Here is a 20,964-nt window from a genome sequence, read left to right as displayed (position 1 = left end):
CCCCCTTAAAACCCCTCTTAATATTTATGTGTCAGACGGCATTTCTCCCGCCTTTGACACTTGGCCCGCACCCATCAGCCGTGCCCTCATCGCTTCGAAGCGGGCAATACGGGCTGGAGTTGGTTTGCGGGGGTACCGTTTCTGGAAACGGGGCTGAGGCTTGCGTGACGATTCCTGACGATCCGGCCGCTCATCCGTGGCTTTGCATTGTCTGTCCGTCATAGCGGCCACACCTGAATGACGATCTGGCTGACCGGGCCAAAGCGGCGGGACAGGCGGGCATCCACGATCTGGGCATCATCTTTCCAGACAATGCCGTTCAGGGCGTCGGCTGCCGTCTTCATCTGGTTGTCGATATCAGGCCGCCCCGTAGGCAGAATGCGCCCCGCCACCGCATCGGCAGCCTTCTTCCGGCTCCATGACCGGGGCGGCTGAATAGTGATGGTCAGCGTGACGGACAGGGGGCCTTCTAGGCAGGGGCTACCGATCTGCGCGATGGCGTGCTGCTGGATACAGGCCTCGGCCTGCACGGTCCGGGCGTCCGTGAATGTCCGGCCGTTGCCGAATCGCGGCCGCCCCTTGCCGCGCAGCAGCCCGGGGATTGTGACGGTGTAGACGATGGCACCCGTCATAGCGCCGCTATCCGAAATTCCGGGGCGCTTTGATCCCCAGACGCAAAGCCAGATCGGACGATGCCGCTACACGCTGCCTGCGCTGGCTTACAAAGCCCTCGAAAATGGACCGGGCGGCATCATCCGTGACCTGCGCGGCATCCTGCCCCAACGCGGCCAAGCCCAGACGGTACGCGTCCGCCGCACTGTCGCAGGCCATCACATCGGCACCGGTCGCCCGCATGACGCGGGCTTTGGCATACTGCTCGGCACGCATTACGCATTTCACACGCAATGCTGCATCCTGGGCCACGGCGTTCCCCTGATCGTCCGTTCCGAAGATGATCTTGCGAACACGGTTCACCTCGTCTTCGGGCAGGCGTTCGTCCAGAAAGTTCAGCAGATCCACCGTACGCATGGCCACTTCGGTGTCGTCGGGTCCGGCACCATCGGAGACTTCCAGCAAATATTCCAGCATGTCGTGAAAGTCGGTGTAAGCTTCGGGTGGCAAACGCTCCTGCAGAAACCCGGTCAGCCGGTCGGCCTGAGACTGGTTCATATCAACGCCCTCCCAACATTTTTCGCAGGCCGCCCTTACCCGAAGCAGTGGCCGTGGCACCGCTGGGCAGAGAGGTTTGTGCATCGGCATCCAGTGCCGTCAGCGCTGCATGCCATTCAGGGTTGTCCCGACGCCCTTCTTTTTCCAGCAAGAACGCCCAGGCCTGACTTGAGGTGGGGTTCGGTATCAGAGCATTGCCAAGGGGGCGCAATGCAAAGGGATCATAAACCGCCGAATACAACACGCCCGCGCCAACCAGATAGGCGATCTGGGCCATGCGTTCGATGAGCTGTGCTTCCAGAGCCTTGGCTTCCTCCAGAAGCCGCGTGACCTCCGGGCTACCCTGCACCACTCCATGCAAAGCCGACCGGACCTCACTTTTCGCCCAGGACAGCTTGCTTTCAACCGCCTTCTGCCGCTCGGTCAGCACTGCCTGTGCGTCTCTGGCAGCGGCAAGCTCATCTTCGGCGGTAGCCAGGTCAGAACGCATCTGCCGCAGGGATGGCCGCGCCTCAGTAACCTGGCCCAGAGCCTCGTCCACCAGACAGGTCACACTCGTCTGGCGTGCCTGCTCAAAGGCGGCTTCCGCTGCCTGGAGTTTGGTCCGCAGTTCAAAAATGGTGCTCTGGGTCCGGGCCAGTGCGTCCTGAATGCCACCAAACTCGCGCCGGAGCGCATCACGCTTCTCGATGGCAAGAGCAAGGGCCTGGCGTGGATCATTGGGGGGTGTATCCATAGATATGGCCTCCTTAAAGCTTGCGGGGCGCAGGCACGCCATAGGTTGCGGCAATGCTGGCCTCATCCGTCGCAATCGCAGACGAAGGCGTACTGACTACGACGCTGCCATTACCGTTCAGCAGCATGCGAACCATGGTCTGCAGGGCGGCCGTATCGGCTCCACCCGGTGCGATACCGTGCTGCCTGAGTGCGTGACTGTAGATTTCGGCAGCGCTGTCCATGCCCAGCGCATCACCCACCAGCGGGGCGACCATGCGCCGGGCAGTCTCGGCCTCCTGCCGCCTTTTGCGTTCCCGGCCTATGGCGCGGTCAATGACCTGTTCTACACGGCCCATGTTGCGTATCCTTTCGTGCCCTGATTGGCGATTTTCCGAACGACTTCGGGTGTGAATTTTAGCATCCGCCGCGCAGGACGCATGAGCAGCGCGCCCGCCACGGCATTGGCGACGTCATCATGGCCGCCCGGTGCGTGGTCGATGCTGTCCCGACCGCCGCGGCCGGTGCGACGTTCCAACCCGCAGAGCTGGCGGGCCAGCACAGGCAGGTCGAGCAGTTCCGCCTTGCCGGAGTTCAGCAGCGGCAGCAGGTCGCGGTACAGGTCGGAGCGGGGTTTGTCGGACAGGTTGTAGGCAATGCCGTGCTTGCGGAACTGCTCACGGGGCCATTCGCCGCCGTAACGGTCGCCCGTGACACTGGCCAGGCCATAGGTTTTCAGAACTTCGGCAAATTCGATCACGGTGGCTTCCGGGCTGAACGGGGCCTTGCGCTCGCGCACCAGATCGAGGATGGCACTGTCCCCTTCGAAATGCGCGATGGCCAGAGTCATGCTGTCGGACGACCCGCCCGAGGGATCGACAAAGGCCACATACCGAAGCCGGCTGTTGCGTGGCAGTTCGTGCCGCCCCGGCACCGTGCAGGTCTCCACCACCTCGGGGGCCACGAAAGAGGCAATGTCGCTACGGAACTCGGCCCCGTATTCCGCAGCCGCGGCGGCGGGGTCTTCCTCGTAGGCATCCCGCTCTTCCTGCACGTCAAATTCCGGGTTCATGTCCCGGGTGGCGGCTCTCCAGACGAGGGTATTGGCCCCTTCCTGCCCGTAATAGCGCTTGAAAGTCTTCCACAGCACGCCCCGGCGGGCATATGGGCTGGAGGCGAGCAGCAACATGGATCCGGGAATGGTCGCAAGACCCGGGCGCAGGGCGCGCAGGATTTCCTCATCCGGGTTCGCACTGCTGTCGTCACGCCAGAAGGCGATCTCGTCACACAGGACGGCGGCATAGGTGTAACCACGGGTCGCACGGAAACTGGCTGTACCGATCTCGATCACCACGCGGCGGCCCGCCATCTCTATGATCTCGTCCGTCTCGCGCGTGACCTCGGCTTCCATCTCTGGCACCAGAGCAATAAGGCCGCGCACGTAACGGAAGATGGTGCGGGCCTGCTTGCGGTCGGCGGCGATGATCCCCACCGTCGCGACCTCGCCCGCGGACAGGTAGGGGCGGTAATCCTTCAGGGTCGCGAGGGAGGTGCCCAGTAGCGCCAGAACGCGGCTCTTACCCGCGCGCCGTCCACAGACCAGTGCTGCCCGGCGGAATGCCTGGGCTGGCAGGTCGGCCCGGCCCGTATGCGTCTGGCAGATCAGCTTCTGCTCATCTGTCATGCCCTCGCCAAGGAGTGCTGCCAGGAAGGCTTCCCATGCGGTCCAGGTGGGATTGTCGAACTCGGCCCCGAACAGGGCTGGATCGTGCATGGCCTGCAGAACGGTCATGCTCATGCCCGCGCCCTCCGCTCCGCCAGAAGGGCGTCAAGCCCACGGGCAACGGTCGGGGACTTGTCGAGACCGAGCGAGCGCATGGTACGCGTCAGCGTGTTGGCCCAGGCCAGATACTGGCGGGAGTTCCGCTCAGCCGGGGCGCCACCTTGCAGCATGTGGTCGTCCATCAGCCCCATATGCAGAGTGAGCCAGGCCGCCCGATCGATCAGGACAAGCTGGGTAATGGAAGGATCACCACCCAGATGGTCAACCAGTGCAGAACGCACAGCTTTGAGCAGCCGCGCTTCCTTGCTTCTTCCGTCGAGTTTCCTGAGCGTATCGGGCCGCGAAAAGGGGCCTATCTTTTTCATACCCCTTTTATAACAGGGGTATTTTCACGACATCAAAGACTAAATTGGAAACCCCCTTGATAGGAAAGGGATATTCCCGTTTGCTTGCGTCACACAGACACAGTGGGAGACACAGGGAGACAGTCCCAAAAAGACATTACAAATTTGTTATAATCGAGTTTGCGAAATGCTCAGCCCTCATCCTGCCCGCCAAGGGCGCGATAAACACCCGATCTGGCAATGCCCAACTGCTTGGCAATGGCGGTCGCTGACAGGCCTTTTTGTCTCATTTTGCGGATGGTCTGGGCCTTGGACAGGACCGTGCGAGGGCGGCCCATAGGGCGGCCTTCCGCCTTGGCCTTGGCAATCCCCTCCCTCTGGCGTTCCAGCATCAGGTCACGCTCGAACTCTGCCACGGCCGCGAGCATGGTCAGCATCAGCTTGGAGGTAGGGCTGGTCGTGTCCAGGGTCGTGCCATTCATGGACAGGACGATCAGACCGCAGCCCCTGTCCTGCACGCTCTGCACATAGCCTAGAAGGTCAGCAGTAGAGCGGGCCAGGCGGTCAGGCTTGGTCACTACCAACACGTCCCCAGCGCGCAGATAGGCCAGCGCCTCCAGCAGTTCCGGGCGCTTGGTGGTCGTGCCGCTGATCTTCTCGGCAAAGATTTTCTCGCACCCCGCCGCTTCCAGGTCGCGCAACTGAGCTTGCAGCCCCGCATCCTGATCGACGGTAGAGACGCGGGCATATCCGATCTTCATGGCTGGCCTCATGTCCTAAATCTCCTTAGAGGTTATCCCGCGACCGTCCTGAAAGTCAAATGTAAAATTTTAGGACTAGGACTTTCCGTCATTCTGTCCCACGTTTTTCCTGTCCCGAAAGGCTTGCTTTTTGAGACAAACACACGGACCTGATGCACCAGCGCAGCGGCGGAGGGAGGCTGACCATCGAGGAAAATTTTTCCGGGCATACCCTCACACCCCCTAAAACACCCCTCGATCACGTCTTTGGAGCTTCCCGGTTTCGACATTTAGGCGTGGCTGCGCCTTTGACACCATCCATTTTTTTTACAAGATCGACCTGCTGTTCCGCACGGACGAGAGCAAATCGCAAGTTTGCGCGTTGCCTTGGAGTTTGGCCCCCTGCCTCAATAGCCCTCTCAAGTTGATTGGCGGTTGCCAATATCGAGTTCTTGATCGACCGGACAAATCGCGGTGCGCTCTCGCGTAACTCGACGACAAGACAATGGGCTTTATCAATATCGCTCATGATCCACTCATCACTGTAAATTTTGGTTTCTCTCCGGTGGGGGCAGGGTGGGGCAGGGTCCCGTCCTAGTTTTCATACGCGCGCACATGGGCACCAAGGATCGGACCCTGCCCCACCCTGCCCCCCGTTTAATCCATCCATCGTTTTTGCTCTGAAGAAGGCGGCTTGAGGCCAATACCGCGCACAGCCCGAACGCCGCGTGTCTTGATATAACGAACGCCGTTCGTCCGCTCCAGCATCCCCCGCATGCGTTTGTTGTCGCTCTCGGGCTCCCCGTTGCTGCGGCACCATTCCTGAAAGTCCTTGAGCAGCATGTTGGGTTTCGTCTCAAGGCTGGGGTCGAGAATGCAGCGCTCCGTCAACCACTGGCCGAATGTGTCCTGTGCCTCGAAATACTCGGCCGTTGCCTCCTGCACCACGGTCGGGCGGGGCATTCCTTCGCGCTGCCATTCAAGGCACCCCTGGATCATCCAGTGCAGGATGCCGGGCCATTCCTCCTGGAGCCTGTCTTCCAGTTCCCTGTCGGGGTTGCGAGGCTTATGGATGAAGGGCACGATGTTGAACCGGCGGCGGGCGGCATCGTCCACGTTCTTGAGCACGGGCTTGTGGTTGCCCACGATGGTCAGCTTGAACTGGGGCTGGAAGGTGAAGAAGTCCTGGCGCATGAAACGGGCCGTGATGGCGTCACCCCCAGTCATCTGCTTGATACGGCTTTCGGCCCATGCCCTGCCCTCCTCCGTTTCCGACGCCGTGACCAGGCGCGCGCCACGCAACATGGCAAGGTCCGTTGGGTGACGATCACCCTGGCTGGCTGTGAACGTGTCCATTGCCGCGACCGTGGCGTAATTGCCCATGATGCGCGATACGGTGTTGAGAAATACGCTTTTGCCGTTCCCACCCGGGCCATAGCCGAACAGCAGGGCGTGTTCGCGCGTGTCCCCTGTCAGGCAATAACCGCACCAGCGCTTGAGAAAACCGATCAGCTCGGCATCCCCGTTCGTGGTCTCATGCAGGAACTGTTCCCAGCGCGGGCATGGCGCCCGTTCCGGTGCAACGGCAGTCAGGCGTGTCATCATGGCTGCCGGGTCTGCGGGCAGCAGGTCCCCCGTACGCAGGTTGACCGTCCCACCCGGCGTTGCCAGCAGATACGGGTCCCTGTCCCAGTCCTCCGGCATGACCGCATGCGCCGGATCCGCACGGGCAAACCGCTCCACCCCGCCACAGAAAGATGCCTTGCCGGTAATGGCCTGTTCCTTGAATTCGCTGTTCCGGTTGGCCTCGGCCACCAGTTCGCGGGCGTAGCTGAAGGCGCGGCTTTTGCTGTCTTCCTCCCAATGCGTGCCAGTCCACAGGAACCAGCGCCCCACCTTGTGATCGTAGCGGAGGGCATCCCGGTACCGTTCGGTAAAGGCCGCAGCCATGCCGTGTTCGGTCAGCAGGGCATAGTTGTTGCTGCCGGGCACGTTCTGGGCCTGCCTCAGCCCCTGGCGGACGGCGGTTTCAATATCGACATTGTCCGTCATCCGCCCATCCTTGCCCGCAGGGCGGACGCAATAGTCTTCTCGATTTCGCGCTGGTTGAGCCCAGCCTGCAGCCCGGCGGCGGCCATGGCCTCGGCAATCTGTGCCGTGCTCAGATGCCCACCCGGGATGAAGCGGGCCAGGCCATAGGTCTCGGCGTTCAGGGTGTCGTTGCGCCTGCCTTGTGGGGCGCTGACAATCGCACGCACGGCATCGCGCACAGCGCCCTGCACGTAGCGATCAGCGTCCCTCAGACCGCCTTCCACACGCTCCAGATCCGCCTTGGGCGGCAAAGGGGGCTGGGACAGTTCCACCAGCCAGGCAGGCCATTGCTGGGCGGGGCTGCGATCGACAATCTCCAACCCCTCGGCGGGCCACCAGATGACGTACCCACCATCTGCGCGCACATCCACGCCGGGCGCGATCCGGCTGGCGCTGTTGCGCATGCCTTCACGGTGCTTGAACAGCAAGTGCAGCCCGCCGGAGCGGGTCCGATGCGTGCGGGTGCCGGTCAGGCGGGTGCAATGCTCCTGGTAGAAGTCATCGCCCCCCTTGCCCCAGTCCAGATCCAGCACATCGAAGCCCGATGCCGCCCCGGTCACCACGCCAATGAGCGGGCCTGGGTAGGTGCGCCAGAGCATGGGAACGCTTTGGGGGCAGTTGGTAGCCAGTTCCCCCCACTTGCAGGTAGGGCGCTTGTCCTGCTGGCAGGGAAAGACCTTGAGCCCATGACGGGTCAGCTTCTGCGCACAGGCCGCCACCGGATTCCCAGGTGACGGAACGTGGGTCTGATCGAGGGCCGCGCTCATAGCTCTGCAACCTGGCTGAAGAAATACAGAAGACGCGCGTGCCCGGCCTCGATTGCCCGCCTGGCATAAGCCTGCCGCCCAGCAAAAACCGAACCGTCCGTGTTCAGTATGTCGCCGTACAGGTACGTGAAGTGCTGGGTCAGATGTTCATACGCATCCGCGAAGGTAATGCCGCCCTTGCGGATGTCATCCACAAAGCTGCGGGCCATATCCTCGGGTGTCTCGACCTCGGCATCATCGACGGCCTGAAGTTCGGTCGCCCAGAACACGGCGGCCTCCCGTGCCTTTGCAAGATAAGCCCTTGCCAAATGGGGTTGGACGACACCACTGGACCGAAAAGTGCCGGAGACCTCCCGTAAACTGGCATCAATCTGCGCAATACGCGCATCCAGAGACCACCCTCCAGCGCTATTGGCCAGATCGACACCAAGCTTGATAAGGTCAAGCCGGAAGCGCCTCTCGGTTTCGTTAAAGACCCACGGATCGCCCGGCAACGTGCCTGGCAACTCGGCAGGCATGATATCAACCACACTTCCTTCATGCGCGATCGGCAGGGGAACAGGCGACCGCGTCTGGTCACGAACAGCCCTATCATGCAGGGCCGACCAGCGGTAGCAAAGCTGGCGGGCAGCATCGAGCGTCCCGACCGGGCCGATCATCACCCAGGTATCGTCTAGAAACACGACACAGGGAGCATAGACCCTGCCGGTATCGCTGCTCATGGGCTGCACCCACATATGCAGAACAAAGTCCCAGTCAATAATACCGTCCGAAACAATGCCCTCCGGCGCGTTCTTGCCGGACGTGACCACCGGTTCTGGCAGCAAGACGGCAAGCCGGGAGCGTTCACGCTTTTGCGTGCTCATGAAAACTTCTCCATTACTTGCCTGAGATAACAGTTGTACCTGACGAATACCCGTGGTATCAAAAACCCCCTTGGGTGAGGGGTTTCAGGAGCCGTCAGTCTGTTCTCAGGCTGGCGGTTTCTTTTTAGGGATTGCTCGGGGTCATCGGCTGCAAGCTCTCGATATAAGCCAACATGGTCTCTGTCACGACCATGGTCCTGCTGCCCATTTTCTTCAGCGTGACATCTCCATTTTTTCCAATACGGTAGATGTGCGACTTCGATATGCCAAAAACGCCCGGAGCACGGTTGATACAAACCAGCAGGGGTAAAGCCGCACGTGTCTCCTGAGAAAAAACTGGGCTTTCAGAAACATCCGTCATTGAGGTCTCCATGCAGACGCGCGAAAGCGCGCGTGATCCTGAGCGGGTCACACGGTTCCGAGGGCGTCATTCTTGTTTTCTGGATACAAAAAAAGCGCGGCTGCCCTAGGGCAGAACCGCGCTGAACACAAATCGTGAGATTGTAGTGGTTTTTATACTGAAACTGCGCCCGATGCGCAAGCCCTTGGTGCTTCCAGATGCACACAGAGCCCGGCTGATCTTTCGACCATCCGTTGCCGGCAAAACCTGAGATTTCGGGAAACAAAAAAACGCAGCCCGAATAACCGGCGCTGTGCTGAACACACATCTTGCGATGATGGTGTTTTTTATACCGGAAAGGGGTCCAAGCGACAAGCCCAAAAGAACCTAGCGGCACCCAGACACGCATCTCGCGAGGATGACAAAAACCTACCCGAAAAGGGTACCGGCTGTCAAATGCACCGTTTTTCAATGAGTTGTGCGACTTCGTTCTTTTTATGTTCCAAAAAATCACGACAACACCTCATCAATCAGCGCGCACCGGCGCTCGATCTCAGCAGCAAGCCATTCCACTGCGTTCCCGGTCGAATCAGGCAAGCGTCGTCCAGCCTCCGGCGCGTGAATAAGCTCACGCCCCATGGCTGATAGGCAGGTGGAAATGGCGCTCAATTCCCAGCTTGCGGTCTGCACAACGGCCAGCCGGTCAGGTGTCGCCACGGGACTTTTGCGCTGATGTGGCGCAAAAGTCTGCTTCTGGCTCATGGTCGCCCTCCCGTGAACGCCAGCACATCGCGGGCCAAGCTGGCCTCCATGCTGTCCGGCACATCTGTGGTCAGCAGGATTAGCCGGGCCTTGCATTGCAGGTCCTTGAGCGTGCGTGCGCGTGTCCGGGCGATTTTGCGGAAAGCCCTGGTAAAACGGCGGCTATGCGGCAGGCCCGCGTCGAGCGTCGGTTCCTTCCAGCAGCATCGGTCAGAACTGAGGGCAGCAATGGTTGCAGCTTGAATGGGGCTGGTCATGCCGCACCTCCCCGCTGGAGTGTCGTGCCGTCAGCATGTGCAGCGTCTTCTGCGGCCACATCTGCCCCGTGCCGGATATAGGCAGCTAGAAACAGCACCACCCCACCGCAAATATCGGCGTCCCGTTCGTCCGGCCCTCCGGTCTTGTTAGCCAGGTAATCGGTCACGGCATCACAGACCACAGCCACGCGGCGCTGATGGTCAACCTGCCATTTAAAAGCGTGGGCTGCGCGTTCAAGCGGGCTCATCGCACGACCTCCAGCGCCAATGCAGCATGACCGGACGCAACAGGGTCAGGCGTTGCCAGCCAGATAATGGCGAGGACGACGAGGATTGGAACAAGGAGAGAGGGCAGATTGCCCCAGATGGGAGAATAAATGAATGTACAGGTGCGAGCCCGTACGCTATGGGCGTGTTTAGCCATTGGCTTGTGTCCTCAAGTCTGTGGTTAGGCCTGCTCTGGAAATCTCACCTTCCAAAGCGGGCCGCTTGGCGTTTCAGCCGAAGTCAGTTATAAAGACTGATATTGAATGAAGTCAAGCGTGAGAACTAATGTCAGATATAACATCTGAACAATGCCTCGGGGCTCGGGCCATGCTCCGTATGACGCGCAACGAATTGGCCGAGGCATCACAAGTAGCCGTCGCTACGCTGGCTGATTTTGAATCTGGAAAGCGATCACCTCACCCCCGCACCCTCTCCGCCATCCGCAGCGCCCTGGAGGCCGCAGGCGTTGAATTCATCGCTGAAAATGGCGGCGGTGCTGGTGTGCGACTAAGGAAGGAATACAGGCAGATGAGTGAAGAACGACGCAGGCCTGACTTTGGTCCAGTAGAAGTAATTGTGAGTAGTCGTCCGCTGACTCAGCCTATAAAGACACCTAAAAGCATAGGACATATTAAACGACTTGAATTTCCAGACATAAAATCTGCACTTGAATGGGTGAAAACGAACCTAGACGTCGGTGATGTCAAATACGCTCGCATTCAATTACCCAACGCAGACAGCATTTATGAGGACAACGAACTTCGTCTCGTGTTTGGGCTCCCGCAGCATTGAACTCACCTCTCAATCCGCACAGCCCTAGAGGCCGCAGGGGTCGAGTTCATCGCTGAGAATGGTGGTGGGGCTGGGGTTAGGTTGAGGAAAGGGAAAAAGTAAAATGTGGTCTAAATACAGGGTAGTATGCAGAAGTATAAAAGATTTTGATAAAATCGTTTCATCTCTAAATGAAGGAAAAAGAATTTGTTGGAGATTTTCTTCTCCTGCACGCAATTCGGACGGGGATTGTTTTATTGAATTGAGCCCAGATTCAGACATGAATTATCATCTATTAAGTGCACAACCTCCTGTCTGGTTAAAAGGAAAAATATTCCCAATCCCATAATAAATTCCGGCTATGGGGATACCAGACCAACCCCGAAAACCGTGTCACATTCAAACTTTTGATTAGTTTTTCAAACAATGGCTGTTTTCTGGTGGTTCCAGCGGAGGGAAATCAAAGCGAGCGGGTCAAGCCCGCCACCGCCTCAGCGCCTTCACTGTGTTTGCCCAGGGCAACTCCAGAAACGACCCGCGATCCGCCTCCATTGAGCAATGCAGGATCGTAGACCACCACCAGACCATCATCCGTGCGCGCTCTACTATATCACTCTGCTGGTTCCATGCCTTTGTGCCCAGCACGACCACAGCACCAGTCTCACGGATTGCCGCTATCTCATGCTGGCGGCGTGACATGGCCTTATCTGTGGTAATCAGAATTGTCTTGGTGTCAGGATCGGCGAGCATCTGGAACAAGTCCACGTCCTTGGTGCTCTCCAGGCCAAGTTGACGGACAGAGGTGACAACATGTCCATCCATATCCGCCAAGGGAGCTAGAACCCGCGCCATGATGGGCGGATGGTTTTCATCAAAGATGAACCTCAAGCCGCCATCCGGCGGTTAATCCACAGTTCAAACTCTGCTGCCTGCTCAACCGCATCTGTGGGCACCTCCCACAGTTTCGCTACCCGTGCAACGTCACCGCCCTCCGCGCGCAAGGCGTCAGCCAAGACCTCGGTGGGTATCCCTGTGCCGCCATCAATCGGCCTGCCAAATCGTCGGGCAGGATCAAGAATAACACGCGGCTGATCGGCACTAGGCCGCCACTGGCTTGCCGTGCCCGTAAGCTGATCGAAAGAGACAGACTTGCGGAAGCTTCTCTCCAGCACCTCAAGCATGGCCCCATTGCCGTCCGTAAGGTCGACAAGGCGGCGGTCCCCAGTGTCCTCAGCCGTTTCTATCCAGATTGCTTTCCCATCGGTGTGGAATTGCCGGATAGCAAACGGATGCTCCGTGCCCATCAGTTTCCGGGCTTTTTCAATCATGGCGCGAATGGATTGCAGGCTTATGCCGTACCCCCGCAACTCAGATAGGAACAGCACCTCGATAAGATTGATGAAGCTGAGGGCGTCCTGCCCGTCTTCAGGGGGAAGATCGGATATAAGCACCGGAGAAGAGCCATTGCCATATACCCATGACCGAATACGTGCGGAGGGCATACGCAGCAGCTTAGCCGCCGTAGCCACCGGGTAAACGCCCCGGCCTATGATATTACTGCCATCCGGCATACGCACCTCCTTGTGGCAAAAGCGGCCTAAAGACACGCCACCACAACGCACCCTGACACGTCCCGTTCTAAAGCCGGGCAGGTCGCAGCGTATATCACACGGTTCTCTCTCTACAAGATAAACCGCAAACGCGCGCGTTGGGCATGTCCGACCGAAAAACAGGCGCCCCTCCGCCCACACCAAAACCATGCTGGAACACCCGGAACACCGGCCATTTTCCAAGGTGTTCCACCCTGCCACTCTGGAAAACCGCAGTTTCTCTAGGCTTCTAGCGTAGTGGAACACCGGAACACCTGGAACACCGCAAAAACAGCTACCCAGCGTTAAGCCGCGACTAGGCGCGTCACTCGTATCTCGTCCTCATGCGCGCGGGCCTGTGCCATCTCATAGGCGGACTGCATCCGCATCAGCGTATCTGCCTTCACGCCAAATGCCTTCTCGAACCGGATAGCCATATCGGCAGACGCGCTGCCGGGCGCCTTTACCTTCCCGTTCGCCCATAAAAAAAGACCGGCGAACCGATCTTTTTTCTTGTCCGGGCGGGACGCAATCCCCGATCTCTTGGGTCAGATTTAGCCCCGCGCGACAGGCTGTTTCTGACTTAATTACCCGCCTGCCGAAACAGACTGGTGCGTGAGGTAGCCGTTCTCACCTCACCGGACACAGCAAGATATGGGTCCAGAGTAGAGTCCCGTCAAGTTACAAGCCATTCAGAAGCAGCCCCTCCTTCCTGACCTCACCCCATCAGCATGAGTAATTACCAGATGTACCCCTCAGACTTCGAGATCGGCAAATCCTTCTGGACCGCTTCAGATGAATGGCGTTGCACCGATATCGGCAGGCGCACGATCACCGCGATCCACATCGAGCCAGACCGAGACCCGTCCTGGTATAGTGGACCGCCCTATGCCGTCGCTGAAATTGTCTTTGATGAATACGATCTGGAAGGCTGTTACCCGACCGAAGCTGCAAGGCATGCAGGCGATCCAGACTGAAAACCAGATACGGTGCCGTAACCCCGTTACCTCCTAACAATGCAACGTTCTGCCCTAAATTGAGCAACGCGCGTATCTAACTATGCAAGGCAGGCAACGAGCGAGTGGCAGATACCCGAAAGTGAGACGCTCAATGAGCAACGTGATGGAAATTGGCGGCCATCGTGCCGTCATTCAGTTCGACCGTAGAAGCGGGGATGTTCTGGTGCGAGTTTCTAGGGCTCAATGGCGGGGCGGATTTCTATGCTGACAGTGAGGCCGCCAAGCATCACCCCGCCGATTATACCATGTGCATGACTGCTTGCCGGCGCGTTAGACATTCGGCCCATCACTTCCGACAAAAAAAGAAACGATTTCCGGAATTTGGAAACGCCCTCTTTTTGGGAGTGGCTGCTGGTGTGTATTACGTGGGAAGAGCAGATTTTTGAGTTGTTGGACACGATATCGAGACCAAGGAGTCAGATAACTTTTGCCGATTTTTTCGCTCTGAAGAGCGAGGTTAAGCAGCGTTAAGAGATATTTGAGAAAAATATTTTAAAACCTTTTAGAATCGTTTTAATGTTTTTTTTCAGATAGTTAGGTTGACGGCGAAAGTTTTTTTTAAAAAGTGTCTTGACCGTGATCTCTTAAAGCTCTTGAACCCAACCGCCAGATAACTCTTATATTAAACCCTGGATCTTTCCGGGGGCAGGAGGCGTTATGCTCTCGTGCCTACATCTTGCATCTAAGGAGATTTCTTATGCAGAAGGTCAATCACGAAGGCTGGTTTGGTAAGCCAAATCGTGAAGGTTGGTTTGGCTAACTGTCGGCTTAATGTTATTAGACAGGCTAATTCCGTTAATAGGTTTTTAGCATGTCTAATTCATCATCCGGAGACCTTAGATGTGAGCTTCATTCAATTGGAGCTCACATTTCTGATTCTGATACATTACAACTCGTTTGCCACGGGTTTCACGCAGGATATTCTTTATTAAGCTACCTTCCATTTATAGGGGCCGCCGCCGCAGCTCTTGTAGCTTGGTGGAATGTAAATAGGACGTTCAAAGCAAATCGAGTCATAGCCAAGAAGAAGGCAACGATGGATCTTATTCTTCTTGAGCAGACGAATGATTATATTTTGCAGAAAAGAACTGAATTTCTTAAATTGAAAAAAGAGGGCGACCTTGTAAAGTGGGCGGATCCACAGCGCTCAGGAGATACAGAGGCGTCATCTATAGCAACTGTAATAAATAAATATGAAATGATTGCAATTGGAATCAAAAATGATTCGATTTGTGCTGATATTTATTATGACTGGCTTGGATCTACATTAATAAGTGATTGGGAAGAGCTTTGTACGTTTATAGGAGAACTTAGAAGGATGAGTAAAAATTATAATCTTTATATAAATTTTGAAAAGTTAGCACTTGAATGGCGAAATAAAAAGAAATTCTGAAATTATATATTTGTGTTTTTATGCCATGCTTCCATCATCTCCCGCCGCTTATCGAACAGATCGCCCCTGCGGTAAGCCGCTTCCACTTTGTCACTGATGGCATGGGCCAGGGCCATTTCGGCCACTTCCCGTGGGTAATCCGTTTCCTCGGCCGCCCAGTCGCGGAAGGTGGATCTCAGGCCGTGCACGGTTACGTCCTTGGTGCCGGCCGCCAGGTGCAGGGCCTTGGACAGCGCCACGTCTGACAGCGGGCGACCTCGCTTCGCACCCGGAAAAACCAGATCTCCAGCCCGCTGGTCGCGCAGCGGCAGGACTTCATGCAGAACGGTCATCGCACCTTCCGAAAGCGGGACGCGGTGTTCCTTGCCGGTTTTCATCCGCTCGGCCGGGATCGTCCATATCTGGGCTGCCATGTCGATTTCCAGCCAGGTCGCGTGCCTGACCTCGCCGGAGCGCACGGCCGTCAGGCAGGTGAAGCGTACGGCCTTGGCCGCCATCCCTTCCGATTCGGCCAGGCGAGCCATGACGCGGGCTATGTCCTTCCGGGGCACGGCGGCATGGTGTCGCACCTTTGTGACAGCGGACGGCTTGGGTAGGATATTGGCCAGATGCCCCCGCCAGCGGGCCGGGTTCTCCCCGTCGCGCCAGCCATGCGTGCGTGCATAATCGAGGATCCGCTCGATACGGCCCCGCAGCCGGTCGGCCGTCTCTGTCGTGGTCTGCCAGATCGGGCGGAGGATGGACAACACGTCCTCCGTTTCCACCTCCGCGACCGACTTGGCACCGATAATGGGGAAGGCCAGGCGCTTGAGGGAACTTGTCCATATGGTAGCGGCCCGTGGATCACGCCAACCGGGTGTCATCTCCTTGATGTAGCGCTGGGCCACCTCGGCAAAGGTGATGCCGGTTTCCTTGCGGTCCTGCGCCTTCTGCCTGCGCCGTTCGTCTATGGGGTCCAACCCATCCGCCATCTGATGCCGGGCCTCGGTCGCGCGCCTGCGGGCATCCGCCAGCGTGATGTTGGCCACCGAGCCGATTCCCATTTCCCGGCGCTTGCCCGTCACGGGGCTAGTGAAGCGGAAATACCAGGACTTGGCCTCCCCCTGGGCGACCAGCCACAGGCCGCCTCCATCCGCCAATGATCCGTCTTTCAGGGCGCTGACCTGCCGGGCTGTAAGCTGGTGTGGTGAAACCCGACTCATAACCTGGAGTCCCCCTCTTAAAACCCCCCTTAAAGACTGCGCCACGCAGAGTCGCACAGACACACAGGGAGACGGACTGTCTTGCAAAGTATTGATATCATAGCACGAATTTGCGTCAGACAGAACCGCCCGGAGACGCCAGATCGGTGGACCTCAGCTCCACCAGCCGCCTGCTCCAAGTATTTGCTTTTTCATGCAAAATTCGACTTATGGCAAAGTTTACACATCCCCTTTAAATTTCATGTTCCTGCGGCCGCCCGAGGCGCTTGGTCCGCTCTGCGGCACTATATATCGCTCCCCCATAAGCAACCGATCGTCGGTTATGCGGCCATTCCTGCCCCGGCCCTGCGCCGCGCCGCAACTTTGAAGCGCCCGGCCCGGATCTGGTCTGGTGGCTGAAATGACCGCTTGCTGACTGGTCTGGCAGTGTCAGGGCGGGTAAGCTTGCCGTGACTCCGCGCTGTCCCGGTCGGGACCGAACCCCATATGGTGGGGGAAGGAGCGGTGAAGATCGTGGCTGCACTTGACCTGTTCCGTGTCACTGGTGCCGCCCTGAAGCCTCTGGAGAAGGAAAAAACGATGCGTTACTCACACGGCATTTTCGCCTGTCTGACAGCGATCGGTGTTCTGACGTCATCAGCGCATGCACAATCCATGCCCGGCATGGGCAGCGCGGAAAACGCGATGGGCGGTATGAGCAGTGGTGGCATGGGCAGCGGGATGGGCAGTGGCATGATGAGCGGAATGCTGCCCAACGTCTCATCCGCCAGCAGTGGAAACATAGCGGGCGTTCTGAGCTACTGCGTGCAGAACAATTACCTGAGCGGCAGCGGCGCGACTTCCGCATTAAGTGGGCTGACCTCCAAGGCGGGCCTTACCTCGTCGAGCGATTATACATCCGGCCAGAAAGGACAGCTGCTGACGGGTGAGAGCAACCCGTTCTCCCTTTCCACACTCAAAAGCGGGCTGAAGCAGAAAGTCTGCAATATGGTCCTGAGCCGCGCGCAGAACCTTCTCTGACCTGTTTTCAATGCCTTGCCCCACGCGCCGCATGACAGGCGTTGGGGTGGGGCACCAAGGGCGGCAAAGCAGCAATGATCGCCGGGTGTTACAGGCCCGATCGTGAATTGCGCAGGGGCGACTCCGGAATCCTGAAAGCCGACGGGATCCGCGCGGGTGCAGGCATTCGGGGAATGATGCGGATTTCTACGATAACGATGGCTGTCCTGTGCACAGCAGGAACGGTTGCGCCCGATCCCGACCCGGCCGGCATTCTGTCGGTGGCGGGCGTAAGACATATTTGAAGGCTGTTTCAAAAATTCCGCTGCTGATGGACCGGCACCAAGCGGCCCCATCCGATGCCTAGGACCCGTGGCCGTGCCTATTGCGGCCGGCGTTCTTTTTCATCCAGCATAGAAGCTTTAGAAACAGTCTCTTACGCGTCTTTCTGGATCAGGCTGGTGCTGCGGCTATCGCGCGCATCAATCATGATGGTCGCTTTCTGATAGGTCGTATCCGTATATTCACGGGTTCGCGGATCGGGGGCGCCTGGGTCGCTATTCATGAGCTGAATGGCCAACCTTTCTATAAGGCCCAATTTTGTCAGGGGTCCGATGGTCATGCGTGCTGTTCCTCTGGACAAGCATAGTTAGAATTTCATGAAATGGATCGAACGCGTGGCTTGCAATCACTTCATATTATGCCCGAAGCGGATATTAAATTCCAACTTATAACGCTACCCCAACGGCGGAAACGCCGTTTTGTGATATCTCCGCACCACCTATACGCGACACCGACCGGTCATCGGCATTTGGTTCCGCCATCGGCCCAGAGCGGGTGAGCATTCACACCGATTTTGGCCCGGTTCCGGACCGGTCTGGCGTCATGTTTTCGTCAAACCCCTGCATTTCGCGCGCGCTATCCGGATAACAACAGCGTGCCGGGCAAAACCTTGCGTATCATCCCCCGGTCTTATCAGCGGGATGCCTATCCGCTGTAGCCAGCAGCCCGTGCTGGTTGCTAGCATTCCCCGCGGCGTGGACCGACACTGCAACCATGGGGATGACATAGCGGCGCATGGCTTCGCGACCTATCAAAACGGCATCGCTGTTCACTGCCGCGGGCAAGCGCGCTCTTATGGAAATATCGCAGCCCCAGCCTGGGTCTTTCGCCTGCGATGGCCTTTTTCCCGATGGCGCGCAAAGCCTGTTTCGCGCATGGCGCACCGCAGCAACGCCCCTTTACCGTTACACATTCGGACCCGCCGCGTTCGACCCCGCCCTGACCCTGTTCGGGTGGAACAACCTGCCGCTGCATGACACGCTCTATACCCAGCCCCAGACGGTTCTTGAACAGTTCGTGACGCAGGGAAAGGACCGTGTAGAGCATTGTCGTCGCACGGCATGGGCTGGTTTCGATCACTGGAGCGGGAATTACTATCATTGGGTGGCCCATACCCTGCCCGCATTACGCTATTTTCTGGATCATGCAGGGCGGGACGATGTTTTTCTTCTTCCACCCCTGACACGCTGGCAGGAGGACAGCCTGGATCTTGTGGGCCTGGAGCCCCATCGCCGCATGATGACCCGCCCCGGCACGCGCTATGAGTTCGAACGCGTGATCTATACGGATTTCATCCGGGGCAGGGCGGATTTTACCAGTTCGGGCATTGCGCGGCACGCTTATGCCAGCTTGCGTTCGGCCGTAAGTCCCCCTGCACCTGCAAAGCGCTTTCTTTTCATAGACCGGGGCGATGCGCCAAACCGCCATGTGCCCAACGGGGCCGAACTGACGGCGGCCTTCATGCAGCTTGGGTTTGAACGGGTGCACCCCGAACGGCTGAGCCTGCGCGAACAGATAGACCTGTTTGCCCAGGCAAGAATGGTCGCGGGCTTTCTGGGGGCGGGGCTTGCCAATATCGCGTGGTGCCAGGCCGGGGCCCTGGTTTACGAACTGGTGCCCAGCCACCACCAGAACCCGTGCTTTCTGGCCATGAGCATACAGGGCGGCCTGCAATACTGGGGTGAACTGGTGCAAACCGGCGTGCAGGGCCACGATCATACCAGCGCGGCCATGCTGGCGGCGGATACGGGCCGGATCATCGGCCATGCCCGCGTCCTTATGCACCGTGCCGGAACCGGCGGATGATACGCCCCGCAAACGGGCAGAGCGCTCTCGAACCGCCGTGGATTTTCGCTGCCGCCGCCGGGTTTACCGCAGACCTGCCTGCGCGAGCCTGAACTGCCTGACACTGCGGGCCAGGGCGCGCGCTTCCTGCCGTAGGTTCTGGGTGGCGGCACTTGATTCCTCGACCATGGCGGCATTCTGCTGGGTGCTGCGGTCGATACTGGCAATGGCCGTGTTGACATCGCCCAGGCTTTTCGCCTGGCTTTGGGACAGGGTTTTGATTTCCGTCACGAAATCCGCGATCGTATCGACCTGTCTGGAAATCTTGTCCAGCGTGACCCGTGTCCGGCCCACAAGGCGGACGCCATCGCTCACCTGCTGGCACGATACGGCAATCAGCTTTCTGATCTCCCTGGCGGATACGGCCGATCGTTGGGCGAGGTTACGGATCTCGGTCGCGACAACGCCAAAGCCGCGCCCGCTCTCCCCCGCCCGGGCCGCTTCCACCCCGGCATTGAGCGAAAGCAGGTTCGTGCGCAACGCGACTTCGTCCAGCAGGTCGACAATGGCGGACATCTGGGCCGATGATGTCTCGATCGCCTGCATGGCGCAGACCGCGTCCTGCACCGCCGTATCGGACTCACGCGTGGCCTGGCAGACCTGGGTGGCCGTGTCATGGGCGTTCAGCGTGATCCGGGCCGTCTGCTCGACCTCGGCTGTAACGGTGCTGAGCGCGGTGGCCGTGTGACCGATATCGGCCGCCTGGCGTTCCGTCCGCTGGGCAAGGTCATCCACCGCATGGGCAATTTCATCCGCGCCGGTTTCAATCCCTGATGCGGCGTTCGAAACCTGCCGGAAGGCCGTGGACAGCGCTTCGGCCGCGTCGTTGAAATTGGTGCGCAGGATTTCGAATTCCGGGTCGAACGGCGTGGTGAACCTGAAACCCAGATCCCCTTCGGACAGGGCTTTCAGCCCCGCGCGCAGGCTCTTGATAAGGGCTGTCTGGCTCTGCTCGCGCGCACGGGCTTCGGCCAGGGCTTTTTCACGGGCTTTTTCCGCCTCCTCCAGATAAACGGAAATAGCCAGATCGATATCGAGCAGCACGGCCTTGCACAGGCTGCCCAGCGCCTGCGGCAGTTCGGCTGCGCCGTCCCTGCCCCGAGCGGAGAAAAACGACGTGCGCGCAGGCATGGTTTGCAGTGCCGATTGCACAAGATGGTCGAGCACGATGGCGTAGCCGCCGATATACCAGCGCGGTTCCAGGCCGATATGGGCATGCACGGTGCCTATGGCGCGCACCTGCTTTGCGTAACTATCGCCGAAATTGGCGCTGGAAATGGTTTTCCAGTGATTGACCTGGGCCCCTTTGGCCCGCCCCATATGCTCGGGCGAGGAAAAGAAACGCAGCGTCTGCGGCGTTTTCCTGACCTGTTCGTAAAACTTGTCGAGTGCCTGTGGCAGTTCGCGATCGACCAGCCCCTTGAGCGAGCGCATGGCCCGGCACTGGTCCTGCTGCAAAAGCAGGAAATCGAGCCTGTCGCCCAGTTCGAGCAATGCGGCATCGGACAGGTGATTTTTCGGGTCGAATTTGACGACTGCCATGGAAGACATGCCCTTGCAGTGCGTGCGCGCATGCACGCGATCAGGAACGCTGTCTGTCCGTTATAGAGACGACAATCCTAAGATTTCCGAAAAATTGGCGCGGCCATGGTAATAATTGCGACACTGCAAAAAGCCCGCACCGCACCCACCGTCCGGCCGCC

Annotated in this window: 26 protein-coding genes and 2 pseudogenes; 7 read left to right on the top strand and 21 right to left on the bottom strand. The window is 58.6% G+C overall.

All coding sequences use genetic code 11. The features are described from left to right. Nucleotides 1-218: 218 nt before the first annotated feature. From J2D77_RS00320 to J2D77_RS00250, 15 genes are all read right to left on the bottom strand, one after another. The gene (locus tag J2D77_RS00320; RefSeq protein WP_207843993.1) at nucleotides 219-632 is read right to left on the bottom strand and encodes a RusA family crossover junction endodeoxyribonuclease; all 414 of its coding nucleotides are present in this window, start codon (nucleotides 630-632) and stop codon (nucleotides 219-221) included. Nucleotides 633-639: 7 nt separating this feature from the next. Further along, nucleotides 640-1,170, bottom strand: coding sequence for a hypothetical protein (locus tag J2D77_RS00315; RefSeq protein WP_207843991.1), 531 nt, complete (start codon nucleotides 1,168-1,170; stop codon nucleotides 640-642). 1 nt (nucleotide 1,171) lies between these two features. Further along, nucleotides 1,172-1,906 carry a hypothetical protein gene (locus tag J2D77_RS00310; protein WP_207843989.1) on the bottom strand — a complete coding sequence of 245 codons (735 nt, stop codon included), beginning with the start codon at nucleotides 1,904-1,906 and terminating at the stop codon, nucleotides 1,172-1,174. A gap of 13 nt (nucleotides 1,907-1,919) precedes the next feature. Further along, entirely contained in the window at nucleotides 1,920-2,243 is a 324-nt protein-coding gene (locus J2D77_RS00305) for a hypothetical protein (RefSeq protein WP_207843987.1), read from the bottom strand. Beyond that, nucleotides 2,231-3,682 carry a terminase large subunit domain-containing protein gene (locus J2D77_RS00300; RefSeq protein WP_230975374.1) on the bottom strand — a complete coding sequence of 484 codons (1,452 nt, stop codon included), beginning with the start codon at nucleotides 3,680-3,682 and terminating at the stop codon, nucleotides 2,231-2,233. The genes J2D77_RS00305 and J2D77_RS00300 overlap by 13 nt, the downstream gene beginning before the upstream one ends. Beyond that, nucleotides 3,679-4,032: a hypothetical protein gene (locus tag J2D77_RS00295; RefSeq protein ID WP_207843986.1), complete on the bottom strand. Its 354-nt coding sequence runs from the start codon at nucleotides 4,030-4,032 to the stop codon at nucleotides 3,679-3,681. The genes J2D77_RS00300 and J2D77_RS00295 overlap by 4 nt, the downstream gene beginning before the upstream one ends. A 170-nt stretch (nucleotides 4,033-4,202) precedes the next feature. Next, entirely contained in the window at nucleotides 4,203-4,772 is a 570-nt protein-coding gene (locus J2D77_RS00290; protein ID WP_207844952.1) for a recombinase family protein, read from the bottom strand. 238 nt (nucleotides 4,773-5,010) lie between these two features. Continuing rightward, nucleotides 5,011-5,280: a hypothetical protein gene (locus J2D77_RS00285; RefSeq protein ID WP_207843984.1), complete on the bottom strand. Its 270-nt coding sequence runs from the start codon at nucleotides 5,278-5,280 to the stop codon at nucleotides 5,011-5,013. A 128-nt stretch (nucleotides 5,281-5,408) separates the two neighbouring features. After that, on the bottom strand, nucleotides 5,409-6,803 hold the full coding sequence (locus tag J2D77_RS00280) for a phage/plasmid primase, P4 family (RefSeq protein ID WP_207843982.1): 1,395 nt from the start codon (nucleotides 6,801-6,803) through the stop codon (nucleotides 5,409-5,411). Continuing rightward, a complete protein-coding gene (locus J2D77_RS00275) occupies nucleotides 6,800-7,609 on the bottom strand; it encodes a bifunctional DNA primase/polymerase (RefSeq protein ID WP_207843980.1) in 810 nt (269 codons plus the stop codon). Before J2D77_RS00275 ends, J2D77_RS00280 begins: the two co-directional genes overlap by 4 nt. Next, nucleotides 7,606-8,475: a hypothetical protein gene (locus J2D77_RS00270; protein ID WP_207843978.1), complete on the bottom strand. Its 870-nt coding sequence runs from the start codon at nucleotides 8,473-8,475 to the stop codon at nucleotides 7,606-7,608. The genes J2D77_RS00275 and J2D77_RS00270 overlap by 4 nt, the downstream gene beginning before the upstream one ends. 124 nt (nucleotides 8,476-8,599) lie before the next feature. After that, nucleotides 8,600-8,836, bottom strand: coding sequence for a hypothetical protein (locus tag J2D77_RS00265; RefSeq protein WP_207843976.1), 237 nt, complete (start codon nucleotides 8,834-8,836; stop codon nucleotides 8,600-8,602). Nucleotides 8,837-9,325: 489 nt separating this feature from the next. Then, on the bottom strand, nucleotides 9,326-9,577 hold the full coding sequence (locus tag J2D77_RS00260) for a hypothetical protein (protein WP_207843974.1): 252 nt from the start codon (nucleotides 9,575-9,577) through the stop codon (nucleotides 9,326-9,328). Then, nucleotides 9,574-9,834 (bottom strand): hypothetical protein, encoded by a 261-nt coding sequence (locus tag J2D77_RS00255; protein ID WP_207843972.1) that lies wholly within the window; start codon nucleotides 9,832-9,834, stop codon nucleotides 9,574-9,576. Before J2D77_RS00255 ends, J2D77_RS00260 begins: the two co-directional genes overlap by 4 nt. Then, nucleotides 9,831-10,082, bottom strand: coding sequence for a hypothetical protein (locus J2D77_RS00250; protein WP_207843971.1), 252 nt, complete (start codon nucleotides 10,080-10,082; stop codon nucleotides 9,831-9,833). Before J2D77_RS00250 ends, J2D77_RS00255 begins: the two co-directional genes overlap by 4 nt. Nucleotides 10,083-10,386: 304 nt before the next feature. Between J2D77_RS00250 and J2D77_RS00245 the strand changes: the two genes are divergently transcribed. Both J2D77_RS00245 and J2D77_RS17150 read left to right on the top strand, forming a co-directional pair. Continuing rightward, entirely contained in the window at nucleotides 10,387-10,893 is a 507-nt protein-coding gene (locus tag J2D77_RS00245) for a helix-turn-helix domain-containing protein (RefSeq protein ID WP_331000031.1), read from the top strand. Between the two features lie 9 nt (nucleotides 10,894-10,902). Next, a pseudogene (locus tag J2D77_RS17150) lies at nucleotides 10,903-10,995 on the top strand (XRE family transcriptional regulator); the annotation flags it as partial. A 351-nt stretch (nucleotides 10,996-11,346) separates the two neighbouring features. On the opposite strand, the gene J2D77_RS00240 reads toward J2D77_RS17150, so the two are convergent. The 3 genes from J2D77_RS00240 to J2D77_RS17590 form a co-directional block, all read right to left on the bottom strand. After that, nucleotides 11,347-11,760, bottom strand: a complete 414-nt coding sequence (locus tag J2D77_RS00240; protein WP_207843967.1) for a PIN-like domain-containing protein — start codon at nucleotides 11,758-11,760, stop codon at nucleotides 11,347-11,349. Next, entirely contained in the window at nucleotides 11,757-12,443 is a 687-nt protein-coding gene (locus J2D77_RS00235) for a DUF433 domain-containing protein (protein ID WP_207843965.1), read from the bottom strand. The genes J2D77_RS00240 and J2D77_RS00235 overlap by 4 nt, the downstream gene beginning before the upstream one ends. Nucleotides 12,444-12,766: 323 nt before the next feature. Then, nucleotides 12,767-12,994, bottom strand: coding sequence for a helix-turn-helix transcriptional regulator (locus J2D77_RS17590; protein ID WP_407927068.1), 228 nt, complete (start codon nucleotides 12,992-12,994; stop codon nucleotides 12,767-12,769). Nucleotides 12,995-13,192: 198 nt separating this feature from the next. Here J2D77_RS17590 and J2D77_RS00230 point away from each other — a divergent pair, with 198 nt between their 5' ends. The 3 genes and pseudogenes from J2D77_RS00230 to J2D77_RS00225 all read left to right on the top strand — a co-directional run bounded on the left by J2D77_RS00230 (nucleotide 13,193) and on the right by J2D77_RS00225 (nucleotide 14,873). Then, nucleotides 13,193-13,438, top strand: coding sequence for a hypothetical protein (locus J2D77_RS00230; protein ID WP_207843963.1), 246 nt, complete (start codon nucleotides 13,193-13,195; stop codon nucleotides 13,436-13,438). A 133-nt stretch (nucleotides 13,439-13,571) separates the two neighbouring features. After that, nucleotides 13,572-13,699, top strand: a pseudogene (locus J2D77_RS17475) (toxin-antitoxin system HicB family antitoxin); the annotation flags it as partial. Nucleotides 13,700-14,291: 592 nt separating this feature from the next. Then, nucleotides 14,292-14,873: a DUF4760 domain-containing protein gene (locus J2D77_RS00225; RefSeq protein WP_207843961.1), complete on the top strand. Its 582-nt coding sequence runs from the start codon at nucleotides 14,292-14,294 to the stop codon at nucleotides 14,871-14,873. 2 nt (nucleotides 14,874-14,875) lie between these two features. On the opposite strand, the gene J2D77_RS00220 is transcribed toward J2D77_RS00225, so the two are convergent. Next, nucleotides 14,876-16,075, bottom strand: a complete 1,200-nt coding sequence (locus tag J2D77_RS00220; protein WP_207843959.1) for a tyrosine-type recombinase/integrase — start codon at nucleotides 16,073-16,075, stop codon at nucleotides 14,876-14,878. Between the two features lie 504 nt (nucleotides 16,076-16,579). Here J2D77_RS00220 and J2D77_RS00215 point away from each other — a divergent pair. Then, nucleotides 16,580-17,095: a YjjA family protein gene (locus tag J2D77_RS00215; protein WP_331000159.1), complete on the top strand. Its 516-nt coding sequence runs from the start codon at nucleotides 16,580-16,582 to the stop codon at nucleotides 17,093-17,095. Between the two features lie 415 nt (nucleotides 17,096-17,510). Here J2D77_RS00215 and J2D77_RS17415 read toward each other — a convergent pair whose 3' ends face one another. Beyond that, entirely contained in the window at nucleotides 17,511-17,639 is a 129-nt protein-coding gene (locus tag J2D77_RS17415) for a hypothetical protein (protein WP_269142503.1), read from the bottom strand. A 512-nt stretch (nucleotides 17,640-18,151) separates the two neighbouring features. Here J2D77_RS17415 and J2D77_RS00210 point away from each other — a divergent pair. Then, nucleotides 18,152-19,222, top strand: a complete 1,071-nt coding sequence (locus J2D77_RS00210; protein ID WP_207843957.1) for a glycosyltransferase family 61 protein — start codon at nucleotides 18,152-18,154, stop codon at nucleotides 19,220-19,222. A 63-nt stretch (nucleotides 19,223-19,285) separates the two neighbouring features. Here J2D77_RS00210 and J2D77_RS00205 read toward each other — a convergent pair whose 3' ends face one another. After that, nucleotides 19,286-20,803 (bottom strand): globin-coupled sensor protein, encoded by a 1,518-nt coding sequence (locus J2D77_RS00205; RefSeq protein ID WP_207843955.1) that lies wholly within the window; start codon nucleotides 20,801-20,803, stop codon nucleotides 19,286-19,288. Nucleotides 20,804-20,964 lie beyond the last annotated feature (161 nt).

It is taken from the genome of Acetobacter garciniae, from assembly GCF_017377735.1.
GTDB lineage: Bacteria > Pseudomonadota > Alphaproteobacteria > Acetobacterales > Acetobacteraceae > Acetobacter > Acetobacter garciniae.
The sequence above is the reverse complement of the archived record's forward strand: the minus strand, read 5'-3'. Positions and strand labels throughout refer to the sequence as shown.